Raw genomic sequence first — 14,654 nt, forward strand, 5'->3', positions numbered from 1 at the left:
ATTTTTATCTGATACTACTCACCGTTCGCGTAATAGAATTTGAATTATGGATAGCCAATCGGTGGAAACAGCAACAATGGTATCCAAGGATGTTGGTTATGACTCAGGAAAGAAAATCAAGGGTGGATACCGTGGTCAGGATTTCAGACATCCTCTCATGGGGATTGTGCTGTCATATTAGATTTCCAACTTGCAGCACAGCAGGTTTTTGTCAATTCAGATAAGTTTTTGCGTTGGTTTTGTGCCAGTGTTGGTTTAGCTTTAAATATCCCGAATCAAATTGATGATTATTGGGATTTAGCAGAAATTGTGGGTAGTAGCATGGCATGTAAAGCCTATTTTGAAGAATATCTACTACCAACAATTAATCAGCTACTAACCCTGGGTTTAGATGAGGTTGATAAGGTTTTTGAATATCCAGAAATTTACCGATATTTTTTGGACTACTACGCGCTTTACATGAAGAAGGCAAACGGCGTGAGATTTGGCAAAAACTACGATTAGTAATTGTACATTCTACAGAAGTTTACATTTCTCTTGATATTAATCAATCGCCATTTAATGTAGATTTGTCTGTAGAATTACCTGAATTTAATAATCAACAGATTTTAGATTGAGTTCAAAGGTATCAACTCGATTGGGATGAAACAGAAGTTGAAAAATTAATGATGCTAGTGGGTGGACATCCATTTTTAGTACGTCTTACTCTTTATGATATAGCCAACAGAAATGTTACTTTAACACAGATACTACAAAATCCCACAAGTTCATCGAGTATCTATGCAGACCATTTACATCGTCAAAGTTTAATTCTTAGACAGCAGCCGGAATTAAAAAATGCAATGAAAGATTTAGTTATTAATAACTCTGCCAAGCTACCGACAGTAACTAAATTTAAATTGCATAGTGTTGGACTGGTAAAATTTCAAGGAGATAGGGTATTACCACGCTGTAATTTATATAGTAAGTATTTTCAAAAATATTTGTAAACAACAATACCTGAGCCAAACTACAAGGGTTCAATGCTAGCTGTATAATTGAGATTATATGAAAATCCAAATCATTAACATCAGAAAATCAAAATATTCAAAATGAGTCAAACAGCTATCAATTTAATTGCTATATCTGTCTTTTTAATGACCCTCTCTAGCCTGTTAGGCCCGTTAATACATCTTTCTCCAACAATACCAGCTTTAGCAACGGTGGGGTTTTTGGGTATAGCCACCTTAGATAACTTTAGCTTTGAAGGCAAAGGAGGGACAATTCTATTAGATTGGTTAGCAAGATTTTCTCCAGCATATCGCGATCGCATCATTCATCACGAAGCAGGTCATTTTCTCGCTGCTTATCTGTTGGGAATTCCCATCACCGGTTACACTCTCAGCGCGTGGGAAGCGTGGCAGCAAGGACAACCAGGTTTAGGTGGTGTGACTTTCAATGATGAGGAGTTGGCAGCACAACTGCAAGAAAATAAAATTAGCGCCCAAATGTTAGACCGCTACTGTACTATGTGGATGGCGGGAATTGCCGCAGAAACTTTGGTTTTTAACTCTATGGAAGGTGGAGGAGATGATAAAGCCAAGTTAAGGGAAGTTTTGCAAGCTGTAGGTTGTTCAGAAGCAGTCTGTCAGCAAAAACAAAGACTGCATCTCCTCCAAGCTAAAAACCTCATCCAAAGCAATTTATCCAGTTACCAAGCCTTAGTGACAGCTATGCAACAAAAAGCTGGGGTAGCAGAATGTCAGCAAGTTATTAAGAGATTATTACCAGCAGAAACAGAAATCCTGTAAATTTAGTCAAAGACACCAGAAAACTGCACAAAAAGCAGAAAAATCATGAAAACTAAAATTCTTGTATCTGGTGTACTGGGGCTAGTTGGCATAACTTGCCTAACTTTACCATTGATAAAATTTAACCCCAATTCTCTGCCAGAAGCGATCGCTTCCCCCATTCCTCAAACTTTACCACCAAACCTAGAAACAGCTGTTCGCCAGAAAATGGCCCAGCAATTAGAAATTAATCCCCGGTTAATCAAAGTCACTAAATCTCAACGCACCACTTGGCAAGATTGTTTACCAAATAACTTAGGAGAAATTCGTTCCCAACCATGTAAAGCTGTGTCACGTCAAGGTTGGAGTGTAACTATGAGTAGTCCCAGTGAAAATTGGGTTTATTATATTACTAATAATGGATTTATTACTCTTGATGCTCCTGCTAGTTTAAATAAAACTATTCTTGCTAGCTTATCAAAACAATTATCACTGAAACCAAAGCAAATTACTATTGTTGCCGCTCAATTAACCAAAGGACTTCCCCCATGTCCTATTAACGCAGCTTGTAAAGTTAAACCTATTTTAGGATGGCGCATTCTTGTTAAAAATCAAGAGAAACCGATTTTTTTAGGATTAAATGGTCAACCTTTAAATTATGGCAATTTAATTTCCTTTCTCCCCAGAAATGTCAACACCATGTCTTGGGATATGGGCTTGAAAGTATTACAAGATGTTGTTAGCCGCCATCATATCTTAACAGCTAATCTCAAAGTTGAAAGCATTAAATCGACCAAATGGAATTGGTGTAGAAGTAGTGGTGAAGGGCCAACTAGACCAGAGATGGGAATTTGTCCAGATGTAGAACAAACTGGTTGGCAAATGATTGTGAATAGCGGCGCTAATCGCTACTATTACTATATTCCTACCACTGCTATTCCTGACCAGAGATTTTCTCCCCTTCCCGATGGTGTGCAAAGTTTACCCACTTCCATAGCTGCGGCAATTAAAAAAGATGCTGCTAAACGTGCCCAGGTTTCATTAGACCAGATTAACTTACACCAGGTAGAACCAAAGTTTTTTGATAATTGTTTAAATATTGATAATCAAAAGCTACATTGTCGTCAATTTGTACAAGCTGGATGGCAAGTTCAAGCTATTGGTGGCAACGTTTCCAGTACCAACCCTACAGGAGTAATGGCTAGTTGGACTTACCATGTTAATTTAACAGGGAATGATATCCGCTTTGCCAAATCTGGGGTTTATTCTCCAGTACCTTAATCACTTTGTTGCACCCAACTATAGACATACAGGGTTGAGACAGTACCAGGTGACTAGATTCAACATCAATCATTCTAGCGATCGCACCAAGAAAGTCAACTGTCAAAAGTCAAAAAAACCTGACCTATCAACCGAACAAAAATTTATCCTGACCCAAGCCACAAAACTCAGAACATATAAGTGGTAGATGCACCCTGATAACTAACCCCCCTAGTTGGCTAACACTGCTAGGGGTTTTTTCTTTTAGCTTCAAAATATCCACAAATAATACACCCAAATTTTTCCGGGTCAGAGGAAATAACCTAAGAACATTTAGTCAGTAGATGCACCCTGATAACTAACCCCCCCTAGTTGGCTAACACTGCTAGGGGTTTTTTCTTTTAGCTTCAAAATATCCACAAATAATACACCCAAATTTTTCCGGTTATCAGACAAAAGCCCAGAACATTTAAACAGTAGATGCACCCTGATAACTAACCCCCCCTAGTTGGCTAACACTGCTAGGGGTTTTTTCTTTTTGCTTCAAAATATCCATAAATAATGCACCCAAATTTTTCCGGTTATCAGACAAAAGCCCAGAACATTTAAACAGTAGATGCACCCTGATAACTAACCCCCCCTAGTTGGCTAACACTGCTAGGGGTTTTTTCTTTGAACTTCAAAATATCCATAAATAACACACCCAAATTTTTCCGGTTATCAGACAAAAGCCCAGAACATTTAAACAGTAGATGCACCCTGATAACTAACCCCCCCTAGCTGGCTACCACCTCTAGGGGTTTTTTCTTTGCACCAATATTTACCCTTGATTATGAAAAATTTATCCTGAATCTGTCCGTTACACGAAGAACATTTATTTGGTAGATGCACCCTGATAACTAACTCCCCCTAGCTGGCTAACACCTCTAGGGGTTTTTTATGGAGTAGTAAAAGGAATATCCTAGCTAAAAAATCTGTCCGGAGACAGGTGCAACACCTGAGAAAACTTATTTGGTAGATGCACCCTGATAACTAACTCCCCCTAGTTGGCTAACATCCTCTGGGGGTTTTTTCTCAAAAAACTAACTCTGCATACCCTAACATCAAAATCTAGCGATGACAATATTTTCCTGAACAGTTTTTTAGGTGTTTTATTGCCCTGAGATTTCCAGTCTATCCTTGTTTTGCGTAAAACGCAAAGCCATTTTTGGGATTATCTGACTCTATTTTGAGGGTAAGCGATCGCTCCAGAATGATTATCGCGATATATAATAGCTTTCTTAAGGTTTTTTACAGAATTATCGATTTTCCCATGTTTGCTGAAACTGATGAATATTTTTAGACATTTCCACTCTGTCGCTACAAAAGGCAAAATCAAGAATGGTATTTTAGATAATGGCGTTTAAACATGCTTACTTGCAAAGCCTATCACCAGATTGGTAATGCAATCACAACACTTGTGACTCACTGAAAGTATTTGTATACTTAAAAGTAGTGGCAGTTTATTTGTATTTAATCTGCCTAAATAGTGCATATTTAAATCAGCTATAAAAAAGTAACACAATTAGTTCATCTTTGTCAAAATTATGATGAGATGCGATATCTTTTAAAATTGCATTTAAAGTACCTATTTTAATAGGGTCATGGGCTGGAACTGTAACATGATGTTCCCCATTGAGTTGAGTAGTTAATCTAATATGACTACCTGTTTGATGACTTACTTTGTACTCTAAATGAGCAAGAGCTTTTACTAATTCTTTACCAGATAAATCTCGTGGGAGTTTCAAGAAGCTATTACCTCATCTCTCATACCGTTTCTTCATGAAGCTGCGCTTAATTTCTTTCATTCTTTCTTTGTGTCCTTTCCTTCGGAACGTCTTCGAGGAACGCGCCTTTTCCTTCGTAACGCTCTGCGAACGTGGTTCGTTATATAATTTGGCGCGTCTTCATCCAGAATTGGTATCACTATATGTAAACGAATAATTTTAGGACGTTTCTCTGCATCAGGAAAATGACAGTGAACAGCATCACGAATCATGATTTGCAATGTTTCTATATCATCAGCTTGAGTAAATATTGATTGACCTAATGCTGTGGCTGTATAGCCACCATCTGGATCATGTTCAACGCGAAATACAATTTCAGTCATGGGAATATTTTGTTGAGCTTGGGATTATTGTACACCAAGAATATTGCTCGCTATATCATACTTGCTGTAACCTATCTCTAGCAAAGTATCGTGCAGATTTTAGTCTAACTTAAGATGTTGTGACCATCAGGTTTCATACTTTTTTCTTTACATAAGTGACCTCGACTGATTGCTTCATGTTTGGTAACCCATTCACAGTTGTTTGGGATGTAATTTTTAGACTGTAGATCGCCAGACTCATTTACAATTATTCTACAAAGTTTATACAAGTAAGTTCTAAATAACAGTATATATCCGATAAAAATAAGTATTACTTAAAAATGCCCAATCAAAACCACACACCCCTGATAGATGCCCTAAAAACCTCCATCTCTCGTCCCCACGCACCGTTTTACACCCCAGGACATAAACGGGGTGCAGGAATTTCTCCAGCATTAATTGATTTATTAGGTAAAAAAGTCTTTCAAGCTGACTTAACAGAATTAGCAGAATTAGATAACTTATTTGCACCTGAAGGCGCAATTTTAGCAGCACAAGAATTAGCAGCAGCAGCTTTTGGTGCTGAAAAAACTTGGTTTTTAGTTAATGGTTCTACCTGTGGAATTGAAGCCGCAATTCTGGCAACTTGCGGTATGAACGATAAGATTATTCTTCCGCGTAATGTCCATTCTTCGGTTATTGCTGGATTAATTCTTTCTGGTGCAATGCCTATTTTTATTCAACCTGAATATGATGAAGATTTAGATATTGCTCACAGCATCACACCAGAAGCGGTGGAATTTGCACTCAAAAAACATCCTGATGCCAAGGCAGTGCTGACAGTCTACCCTACATATTACGGTGTTTGTGGAGATTTACAGGCGATCGCTCATCTAACTCACCAATACAATCTTCCTTTACTGGTAGACGAAGCCCATGGTGCACATTTAGCTTTTCACCCCAACTTACCTACGTCAGCCTTAGCCGCAGGTGCAGATTTAACTGTGCAATCTACCCATAAAACCCTTGGGGCCATGACCCAAGCATCAATGCTACATATCCAAGGCAACAGAATTGATATAGACAGAGTTAATAAAGCCTTGCAACTCGTTCAATCTACCAGCCCCAGCTTTGTATTATTGGCTTCCCTAGATGCCGCACGTCAGCAAATGGCAATTCATGGGCAAGAGCTAATGTCTCACACCTTAGAATTAGCCGCAGAAGCAAGAAGTCACATTAACTCTATAGCTGGTTTATCGACTCCCTTGTCTTTGGCTAGACAATCCCCTGGATTTATGGCTCTAGACCAAACTCGACTGACAGTGAAAGTCTCTGAGTTAGGTTGCACAGGCTTTGCTGCTGAAGATATTCTCAATGAAATGGGAGTGACTCCAGAATTTTCCTCTCTCCAACATCTCACGTTTATTCTCACCTTGGGTAACACAAAATCAGATATTGAAGCTTTATTGCAAGGATTGAATAATCTCACCCAGATGTCTCATTTGACAAATCAGTGGTCAACATGTAAACATAATAACTATGCTAATATTGCTCATATTATAACTATTTCTCCCCGCGAGGCTTTTTTTGCTAATAGTGAAACGTTACCTTTAGAGAAGACTCAAGACAGAATTTGTGGTGAAATTGTTTGCCCCTATCCTCCAGGAATTCCTGTGTTAATGCCCGGAGAGTTAATTACCAAATCTGCCTTAGAATATCTGCAAAAAATTCAGGCAATGGGGGGATTTATTACAGGATGTGCCGATAAAAATTTAAGAACTTTAAAAGTTGTCCACATGTAAAATTTTGCTGTCAGCTTAGGTATAAATATTGATTGCTATTTTTCAGAGATATAAATTTTGAGAGTAATCATATCTTGCAAACTATTCAAGTAACGGAGTAAGCTGTAGATAAAAGTTAAAATTCCTGTCATTTCTAAAAATTCCTCAATCACTATCCCAATTATTGTAATTATACCCAACCGACCAAAATACTCTCTTAACAGTCCACCAACCATTTCCATTCCCAGAGTTCCGCTGAGATAAAAAATTGCTGCCAGCATAAATAAATATCGGGTAGTTTTAGGTAAATTGAGTAAAAATTTGAAATATTTAAATACAAAAAACAGTACCGCAGGGATGCCAAATAGAACCCAGGTTTGAAAAAATAGGGGACTGAAATCAAATTCTTCTCTTAAAGAAGGAATAATCAATATTTCGTGTAAACTAAATGCTTCGTCTACGCTAAGAATTAGAAATATTAAAGATAGATTTTTCCAGTAATTCCAATATTTATCTGTTTGCTTACATGTAGTAATAATTGCTAACAATCCTGAAGAGAATAATAACAATAAAGAGGAATACCAAGCGGGGAAATTTAACTCTTCATCAAGACTAAATATTTCGTAGAACCATTTGGATGCTGGAAAGGGAAAGTTTAAAAACCGGAAATAAGCACTGATAGAGCCAGTGATTGTCAGACATGCCATGATGATAGTTAAAATTTGTGTAATTTTTTTAGTAGAGATATGAATTGATAACTCTACATCACGAGTAGATGATTGCGGCATATCAATTTTGTGAGCAAGCTAGTTGATAACTCAAAAAGATTTCAATCTTAATTAGCGATCGCTTGATTATATTACCATGATTGTTACGTATTCCAGTAAAAAATAATAACACTTGTCTATATTTTCTTGCTGATTCTTACTAGAATTAGCTATGATAGACACATCTATATCTCAGATTCACGATTAGTGTTTTATTTAGCCATAACACAAAGATTTTCGTCTCACCATTGTCATTACATGGCAAAGATGAAACGGTATTTTTTAGCCATTCATTTACTTGTTAAAATTTGATTTGCTGACAAATTACGTAGACTTTGCACAGTAGAAATAAAGTGCTGGGCAATTGTATCTATTTCCTCCTGGGTGTTATATCTGCCAATACCAAACCGAACAGACGCATAAGCCAGTTTTTCTGAATGTCCAATTGCTGTTAGTACATGAGAAGGAGATGTTTTCGTAGAAGAACAAGCTGCACCAGAAGAAACTGCCATAACTGGTTGCAATCCTAATAATAAAGCTGCACCATCAACTCCTTCCACGCTCACATTTAAATTTCCTGGTAGGCGTTGCTCAAGATGTCCGTTGAGATGAATTCCTTCTAAACTAGATAATTGTTGCCACAATCTTTCTCTGAGTTGTTTTAGATATTGAGATTCTGTGACTTGTTCTGCTAAAGCAATTTTGACTGCCTCTTTAAAACCGACAATTTGGGGCGTATAAAGAGTACCTGATCGCATTCCTCGCTCATGTCCACCTCCATGTAACTGGGGAGCTAATTTAACTCTGGGGTTGCGTCTGCGGACGTAGAGAGCGCCTATCCCTTTGGGCCCGTATAACTTATGGGCAGTTAAGGACATGAGATCAATATTCATCGTCTGTACATCGAGGGGAATTTTACCAAGGGCTTGGGCAGCATCTGTGTGAAAAATAATTTGTCGTTGGTGACAAATTTCCCCAATGGCAGCTAAAGGTTGTAAAACGCCGATTTCATTATTTGCGGCCATTACAGAAACTAAAATCGTATCGGGACGTAAAGCCTTTTCTAGGTCAGCTAGGTTAATTAATCCATCTTGATTGACTGGCAGGATAGTGATCTCAAACCCCAGGGTTTGTAAATATCTGCATGGATCAAGTACAGCACTATGTTCGGTGGCTACGGTTACAATATGCTGACCTGTTTGAAAGTAAGCTTCTGCTACACCTTTAATCGCTAAGTTATTGGCTTCCGTCGCACCACTAGTAAAGATAATTTCTTCAGGAGAGGCATGAATGGCATTAGCTAAGATTTCCCTTGTTTGTTTGACCGCAGCTTCAGCTTCCCATCCGTAAACATGATTAATACTCGCTGGGTTGCCAAAATTTTCTGTGAAGTAGGGAAGCATTTTTGCTAGCACCCGTTTATCAACAGGTGTAGTAGCTTGATAATCAATGTATATAGGATAACTAGACATAGGTATCTTGAAAATATAGTGCAAGATTGGCTTGACACTATTTCTATAGTTTTAATAATTTATTTTAATATATTATCTATCATAGATTTTCCTAGTTATTACCTATTTCCGATTCATCATCCCAGTAGGGTTTGTGGTTAGATACTGTAGTTTATTTTTTGTGTAAATAGGTTGAATAGTCAGTATTTAAGGAAAAATTTGAATGAAGCTATTTAATCCAGAAGACTGTTTAATTTTGATAGTTGATGATGTTCAACTAAATATGCAATTTATGGCGGAGATATTAGACCAAGGAGGATATGAGATTACCTGTGCTTCAAGTGGTAAAACAGCATTAGAGCGTGTTCAAGCTATCCGCCCAGATTTGATTTTACTAGATTTAATGATGCCAGAAATGGATGGATTAGAAGTATGTGAAAAATTAAAATCTAATCCAGATTTTGCTGAATTACCCATTATTTTTGTGACGGTAAGTAAAAATGAAGAACATTTAGTCAAAGCCTTTGAAATGGGTGCAGTTGACTATATTACTAAACCCTTTAATGCCCAGGAACTTTTGGCAAGGGTGAAAACACATTTAGAATTAAAACACTCACGACAAAAGTTAAAAAACATGTTGCAAGAGCAGGAAAAAATTATCAAGCAATTAGAAGAGTTAGCTAATACTGATTCTTTAACCGGGCTTTATAATCGGCGTTATTTTTTCTATTTGGCAGAACAGGAAATCAATCGAGCTAAACGATATCAATCACCTTTATCTATAATAATTATAGATATTGATAAATTTAAAAATATTAATGACAATTTTGGACATAATGTGGGAGATGAAGTTTTAAAAATTACCACCAAAACTATTATGAGTTATTTACGAAATACTGATTATTGTGGTAGGTTTGGCGGTGAGGAATTTGTCATATTACTCCCTAATACTGACCAAACAGGGGCAAAGACTACTGCGGAGAGAATTAGACAAGAATTAGCCAAGATGAAAATGATCGCTGGAGGAAACTCTGTATCAATCACTGCTAGTTTTGGGGTGGCTAGTTATTCCTCAGACAACGATGAAATAGACACTATTATCCAACAAGCCGATAAGGCATTATACATAGCTAAAAGACAAGGACGCAATCAAGTTATTGCTATTGGTCATGATTAATTATTGAGGAAGAGTATTTTCATGCTGACAAGCTGTTAATGCTCCTCTGACGGCAGGAAACTTTTCAATTGTTTGATATAGAGCTTCCATATCATAAATATTTAGTTGATTTTTGAGACTTTGGCTATAATCTAGCAGTAGTTGACATTGATGGCTTTTGCCCCAAGTATCTAATTTCTCAATAAAGTTTTTTAATTGTCTAATTTTCAAGGTTTTACGCAATGTTACCCACACCACCTCTTCTTCTTGCTGTAAGGCAGTAAGTAGTTCTGGTAAATTAATGGGATAATTCCATAGAGTTTGATTTTTACTAGATGGTGTTGCCGATGGTGACATTGCTGAAATGAGGGATAAATGCTGCTTGAGTTCAGTAAATAATTGGCTGCGACTGACTGGTTTACCTAATAAACCTTGGCAAAGAAAACCTAATTGTGATGACAATTCTGGTTGAGAAGAGGCAGTTAAAATAATAATGGGAATCTGGGATGTAGATTCATTTTCTTTGAGATATTGAGCAGTTTCTTTGCCATCCATTTCTGGCATGAGTAGGTCGAGTAAAATTAAATCAGGTTGATGGATCTGAGCAACATGAATCGCTGTTAAACCGTTTTCTACTAATAGCAATTGATGGTGTGTGTTGTCAAAGTAGCCTTTAATTAAGTCTCGATTGGAAGCTACATCATCAACCACTAAAATTTTGGCTGGCTGAAATTGATTTAAGTGCCAATCATAGCTCAATTCCTTCACAGAGCCTTGGTTAAATGTGGCAGGTAAAACCTCAGGAAAAATTAAAGAGAAAATACTGCCTCGTCCTAGTTCACTTTGGAGTGTAACCATTCCTCCCATCATATTCATTAATCGACGGGTGATGGCTAGTCCTAAACCTGTACCTGGATATTTGCGGTTACTTTGTCCAGCACTTTGTACAAAGGATTCAAAAATACTTTGATGTTGTTCTTTAGCAATACCAATGCCAGTATCTTCAATGACAATTTCTAGCCATATCTTTTCTGTTTGGGCTTGAGAATAGGTTTTAGCACGGATAGAAATTTTGATATATCCTTGTTCAGTAAATTTTAAAGCATTGCCAACTAAATTAAAGAGAATTTGGCGCAGTCTGACTTCATCTATATAAATGGCGGTGGGGATGGTGTCTTCAATATGAGATTGAAGAGTGAGGTTTTTGCCAATTGCTTTTTGGTTAAAAATTTGCAGGATGTCGCGAATGATGGCCCGTAAATCAACAGGTTCATAGTGCAATTCGAGTTTACCTGCTTCAATTTTAGACAAATCCAGGATGTCATTAATTAGCCCTAGTAAAGCTCTACCACTGGATGCGATCGCATCCAAATAAGAACATGCCCTTTCTTCAGTGGTAATGGACTGCAATAGGTCAGAAAAGCCAAGAATGGCATTCATAGGGGTGCGAATTTCATGACTGATATTAGCGATAAATTCACTCTTGGCACGGTTGGCTGTTTCCGCTTGCTGTTTTGCCTCTTCTAGGGCCAGATTTTTTAAGGTGAGTTCTTCCCTTCTAGCGGTTTCCTGTTCTAATAAACTAGCCTGGGCTAAGGCAATACCCATTTGTGCTGCTACAGCTTCCAATAGTTCTATTTCATCAGTTGTCCAACCACGAATTTGCCTTTGGTCTGCCTCTGGAGGTAAACAATAATGTAAGCCAATCAAGCCATTGGTTTTACCTTGATAGGAGGTGCGAATAGCCAACATAGATTTGATTTGTAGGGCTTGGCAAAGTCCACGAACTGGCTCAAATAAGGGGTCAAGGTGAACATCAGGTGTGACAATGGCCCGGTCTTGCTCTAACATCGCCACTGCATGGGGATTACCTTTAACAGGAATTTCCATTCCTTGTAGTGAGGAAAAGTTGCCGTGTAAATATTCTGCTACTAAAGGTAAACGTGGTTCAGGTTCAGCTACATAGGCATGAATTAAACAACGATGAACTTGAAAAGCTTGACCAATTTGAATAGCAGCAGTTTCAAAAATATCTTGGGTTTTGAGATTTTGGCGGATTTCGTCTGTAATTTGTTGGAGGAGTAAAACTTTTTGTAATTGCTGTTGCCATGCCTGTTCTGCTTGTTTGCGGGCCGTTTCGGTTTTGATGCGATCGCTCACATCCCGAATTACAGCCAGTAATCCCATCGGTTTGTGTTTTTGATCCTTGAGTACACTAACCGAGGATTCCACAACAATTTCCTCACCGTTACGTTTGCGATGAATATTCTCTCCTTGCCAACAACCCTGGTTGGCTAAACTTTTAGCAGCATTGACCTCATCTTCTGGTTTGAGCCAAAAGTATTCATAACATGCTAGCAATGGTTTACCCAAGGCATCTTCAGCACTGATACCATACTGTTTTTCTGCTGCACCATTCCAATGGATAACATGGTATTGGGAATCAATGGCCACTACAGCATTGCTGACTTGAGCTAATAATTGTGCTTGAAACTTGATTTGCTGTTCAGCTTGTTGACGGATAGTAATATCCAGAACTACAGCTAAAAACACTAATTGATGGTTCTGTTCCATTAACTGCAAGTGAACTTCCACCGGATAACAACTACCATCCGCACGACAATTGACAGTTTGAAACAGGATTTGTTCTTGTTCACCAGTTAACAGGGGAATAATCAAGGTGCGAAATTGCTGGGCTGTTAACTCCGGTTGGACATCCAAAGGAGTGATTTTTTGCATTTCTTCTAGGGTATAACCTAGATTTTGCAATGCTCCTTGGTTAACATACTGAAACTGCCAACTTTTGGCATCAAAGACGTAAATTTCATTCAGACTAGCAGCTAAGAGATTTGCTAAATAGGTGCGTTCGGCTTCTGCCTTTTTGCGATCGCTCACATCATCAATTACATATGAAAACCGGGGCCGATGTTGTGCAGATTGACCAATATAACAAACGGTAGCAGATAGCCATTGAGTCACACCATTGTGATAGTGTGGATACTCAAACTTCACAGGCTTGCCAGTTCCCTGACTCTTCAGATACTGTTGTAACCAGATGTGAATGTGTTCCCGACTCAAACCCATATCACTAGCCAAGCGATGCTTCATCGCTGTGGGTGTGGTGCCAAAAAACTGTGCGGTCGCAGAATTATCTGATAAATGCAGAATGTCATTGTCTAGCAATTCCACCACACCCATCATCATCGGTGCAGAGTCATAAAAACTGCTTAAAGTTGCTTCTCGTTCTCGCAAAGCTGATTCTGCTTGTTGGGTGCGCGTTAATTCTTCTTGTAGTTGATGATTTAACCTTTGCCACAAATTCACATTGTGATGCTGGAGGCTTTCAACTTGTTGATGTAAAGCATTAATAACTTTGTTTAATTCATAAATATCCACCGATTGCAAAATATTAGTTTGGGTAATAATTCCTGCTAAATATCCTTGGTCATCAACTACTACAAACCGTCTCACTTGTTGACGCTGCATTTCTTGATTAGTATTCCACAGCGAGTCATCTTGATGTACTAAAAATAAAGGTGAACTCATCACCTGTTCTGCTAAAGTTGTACTTAATGACAGTTGTTGACTTTGAAACTTGACAATATCTCTTTCGGTGATAATTCCCATGGGTAAAATTTGATGAGTAGAGATATTTTGACCAATGACAACACAACTGACATGATGGAAACTCATCAATTTTGCTAACTCTAATACCGTTGTCTGCGGTGCAGTATAAATCACCTTTGAAGTCATGACTTCTTTCACCTTGCGGCACTTGAGTACATCCGCTGGTTGTAAAGCCGCTTGGATTTGTGTAGATGTTACAACTCCCACTACTTGATCACATTGGTCTAAAACTGGTAAATGGCGAATCTGATGTTGACGAAGTTGGTGAATTAATTGCAACGGTTGTGTAGCTTCCCACTCTCGACAGGTAATTAAATTTGTGGTCATCACCTCTGCAATCTTGGTTTGAGTTAAATCTCGTTGTGCAACCGCTAATTTCACCACATCTCGCTCTGTTAATAAACCTACTAGTTTGTCATTGTCTACAACCACAACACAACTGACTTGCTGCCACTTACCTCCAGATTCGGTATCACCTGGAGTCTTTTGACTCATCAGTTGGACTACTTCCAATAGAGAAGCATCAGGTGTTACCTTGACAACGTAACGCTCTATACAAAGCTGATTCAGAGAAAGTGACGAGGCAGTGGTCAGTTCCATAATGGATTTTTCACCAATTATTGCTACAAGCGATCGCTTTCACCAGAGATAGTCTTATTATTCCCCACAATAGATTTACCTGTAATATCAAGGAAATGTAAACAAAAAGTAACCT

At 38.1% G+C, this 14,654-nt stretch carries 8 protein-coding genes and 2 pseudogenes; 5 read left to right on the forward strand and 5 right to left on the reverse strand.

Annotation, left to right across the window (positions count from 1 at the left end):
* Positions 1 to 174 precede the first annotated feature (174 nt).
* The 3 genes and pseudogenes from H6G73_RS24380 (at position 175) to H6G73_RS09260 (ending at position 3,050) form a co-directional block, all read left to right on the forward strand.
* Positions 175 to 989 (forward strand): annotated as a pseudogene (locus tag H6G73_RS24380) (AAA-like domain-containing protein).
* 102 nt (positions 990 to 1,091) lie between these two features.
* Entirely contained in the window at positions 1,092 to 1,790 is a 699-nt protein-coding gene (locus tag H6G73_RS09255) for an ATP-dependent Zn protease (protein WP_190603565.1), read from the forward strand.
* 45 nt (positions 1,791 to 1,835) lie between these two features.
* Positions 1,836 to 3,050 carry a hypothetical protein gene (locus H6G73_RS09260; RefSeq protein ID WP_190603567.1) on the forward strand — a complete coding sequence of 405 codons (1,215 nt, stop codon included), beginning with the start codon at positions 1,836 to 1,838 and terminating at the stop codon, positions 3,048 to 3,050.
* A gap of 1,520 nt (positions 3,051 to 4,570) precedes the next feature.
* On the opposite strand, the gene H6G73_RS09265 is transcribed toward H6G73_RS09260, so the two are convergent.
* Positions 4,571 to 4,816, reverse strand: a complete 246-nt coding sequence (locus H6G73_RS09265) for a type II toxin-antitoxin system HicA family toxin (RefSeq protein ID WP_190603569.1) — start codon at positions 4,814 to 4,816, stop codon at positions 4,571 to 4,573.
* Between the two features lie 176 nt (positions 4,817 to 4,992).
* Positions 4,993 to 5,178: pseudogene (locus tag H6G73_RS09270) on the reverse strand (type II toxin-antitoxin system HicB family antitoxin); the annotation flags it as partial.
* 320 nt (positions 5,179 to 5,498) lie between these two features.
* Here H6G73_RS09270 and H6G73_RS09275 point away from each other — a divergent pair.
* Complete coding sequence (locus H6G73_RS09275) at positions 5,499 to 6,959, forward strand: aminotransferase class I/II-fold pyridoxal phosphate-dependent enzyme (RefSeq protein ID WP_190603571.1); 1,461 nt, start codon at positions 5,499 to 5,501, stop codon at positions 6,957 to 6,959.
* Between the two features lie 35 nt (positions 6,960 to 6,994).
* Here H6G73_RS09275 and H6G73_RS09280 read toward each other — a convergent pair whose 3' ends face one another.
* Both H6G73_RS09280 and H6G73_RS09285 read right to left on the reverse strand, forming a co-directional pair.
* Positions 6,995 to 7,726, reverse strand: a complete 732-nt coding sequence (locus H6G73_RS09280) for a hypothetical protein (RefSeq protein WP_190603574.1) — start codon at positions 7,724 to 7,726, stop codon at positions 6,995 to 6,997.
* 269 nt (positions 7,727 to 7,995) lie between these two features.
* Positions 7,996 to 9,177, reverse strand: a complete 1,182-nt coding sequence (locus H6G73_RS09285) for an IscS subfamily cysteine desulfurase (RefSeq protein ID WP_190603576.1) — start codon at positions 9,175 to 9,177, stop codon at positions 7,996 to 7,998.
* Between the two features lie 202 nt (positions 9,178 to 9,379).
* On the opposite strand from H6G73_RS09285, the gene H6G73_RS09290 reads away from it, so the two are divergent.
* Positions 9,380 to 10,333, forward strand: coding sequence for a diguanylate cyclase (locus H6G73_RS09290; protein ID WP_190603578.1), 954 nt, complete (start codon positions 9,380 to 9,382; stop codon positions 10,331 to 10,333).
* Here the strand turns inward: H6G73_RS09290 and H6G73_RS09295 are convergent, their stop codons facing one another.
* Positions 10,334 to 14,539, reverse strand: coding sequence for a PAS domain S-box protein (locus H6G73_RS09295; RefSeq protein ID WP_190603580.1), 4,206 nt, complete (start codon positions 14,537 to 14,539; stop codon positions 10,334 to 10,336).
* Positions 14,540 to 14,654 lie beyond the last annotated feature (115 nt).

Source organism: Richelia sinica FACHB-800, from assembly GCF_014698825.1.
Lineage (GTDB): Bacteria > Cyanobacteriota > Cyanobacteriia > Cyanobacteriales > Nostocaceae > FACHB-800.

Coding starts and splice junctions, on each gene's coding strand:
- H6G73_RS09290 (WP_190603578.1), top strand. CDS start 9,380: ATGAAGCTATTTAATCCAGAAGACTGTTTAATTTTGATAGTTGATGAT.
- H6G73_RS09295 (WP_190603580.1), bottom strand. CDS start 14,539: ATGGAACTGACCACTGCCTCGTCACTTTCTCTGAATCAGCTTTGTATA.
- H6G73_RS09285 (WP_190603576.1), bottom strand. CDS start 9,177: ATGTCTAGTTATCCTATATACATTGATTATCAAGCTACTACACCTGTT.
- H6G73_RS09275 (WP_190603571.1), top strand. CDS start 5,499: ATGCCCAATCAAAACCACACACCCCTGATAGATGCCCTAAAAACCTCC.
- H6G73_RS09255 (WP_190603565.1), top strand. CDS start 1,092: ATGAGTCAAACAGCTATCAATTTAATTGCTATATCTGTCTTTTTAATG.
- H6G73_RS09280 (WP_190603574.1), bottom strand. CDS start 7,726: ATGCCGCAATCATCTACTCGTGATGTAGAGTTATCAATTCATATCTCT.
- H6G73_RS09260 (WP_190603567.1), top strand. CDS start 1,836: ATGAAAACTAAAATTCTTGTATCTGGTGTACTGGGGCTAGTTGGCATA.